Raw genomic sequence first — 996 nt, 5'->3', positions numbered from 1 at the left:
AACCCATGTTATATTGCACAAGATAAAAATATATCATCATGAACAATAAAACTGTCTGCTTACATAAACAGTAATACAAGGGGTGTTATGAGCCATATTCAACGGGAAACGTCTTGCTCGAGGCCGCGATTAAATTCCAACCTGGATGCTGATTTATATGGGTATAGATGGGCTCGCGATAATGTCGGGCAATCAGGTGCGACAATCTATCGATTGTATGGGAAGCCCAATGCGCCAGAGTTGTTTCTGAAACATGGCAAAGGTAGCGTTGCCAATGATGTTACAGATGAGATGGTCAGACTAAACTGGCTGACGGCATTTATGCCTCTTCCGACCATCAAGCATTTTATCCGTACTCCTGATGATGCATGGTTACTCACCACTGCGATCCCCGGGAAAACAGCATTCCAGGTATTAGAAGAATATCCTGATTCAGGTGAAAATATTGTTGATGCGCTGGCAGTGTTCCTGCGCCGGTTGCATTCGATTCCTGTTTGTAATTGTCCTTTTAACAGCGATCGCGTATTTCGTCTCGCTCAGGCGCAATCACGAATGAATAACGGTTTGGTTGATGCTAGTGATTTTGATGACGAGCGTAATGGCTGGCCTGTTGAACAAGTCTGGAAAGAAATGCATAAGCTTTTGCCATTCTCACCGGATTCAGTCGTCACTCATGGTGATTTCTCACTTGATAACCTTATTTTTGACGAGGGGAAATTAATAGGTTGTATTGATGTTGGACGAGTCGGAATCGCAGACCGATACCAGGATCTTGCCATCCTATGGAACTGCCTCGGTGAGTTTTCTCCTTCATTACAGAAACGGCTTTTTCAAAAATATGGTATTGATAATCCTGATATGAATAAATTGCAGTTTCATTTGATGCTCGATGAGTTTTTCTGATAGTTAGTCTTTGTAGAGACACAAACCTGAAATTCCGGACACCGCGCTTCAGGACATCTCCCTGGACGCCGATATCTGGCAGTATCCGGACGG

1 protein-coding gene is annotated in these 996 nt (G+C 43.7%); it reads left to right on the top strand.

The genetic code is table 11. The annotated features are described in order from the left end of the window. The first annotated feature begins 87 nt into the window (after positions 1-87). Positions 88-903, top strand: coding sequence for an aminoglycoside O-phosphotransferase APH(3')-Ia (locus tag AB1Z34_RS11120; protein WP_000018326.1), 816 nt, complete (start codon positions 88-90; stop codon positions 901-903). The last annotated feature ends 93 nt before the right edge of the window (positions 904-996 follow it).

This window comes from Corynebacterium sp. 045007 (genome assembly GCF_040743205.1).
Lineage (GTDB): Bacteria > Actinomycetota > Actinomycetes > Mycobacteriales > Mycobacteriaceae > Corynebacterium > Corynebacterium jeikeium_D.
Note: the sequence above shows the minus strand (reverse complement) of the source record. Positions and strands in the feature narration are given on the sequence as shown.

Excerpts from the sequence above, each read along its gene's own strand:
- AB1Z34_RS11120 (WP_000018326.1), top strand. The coding sequence starts at position 88 with ATGAGCCATATTCAACGGGAAACGTCTTGCTCGAGGCCGCGATTAAAT.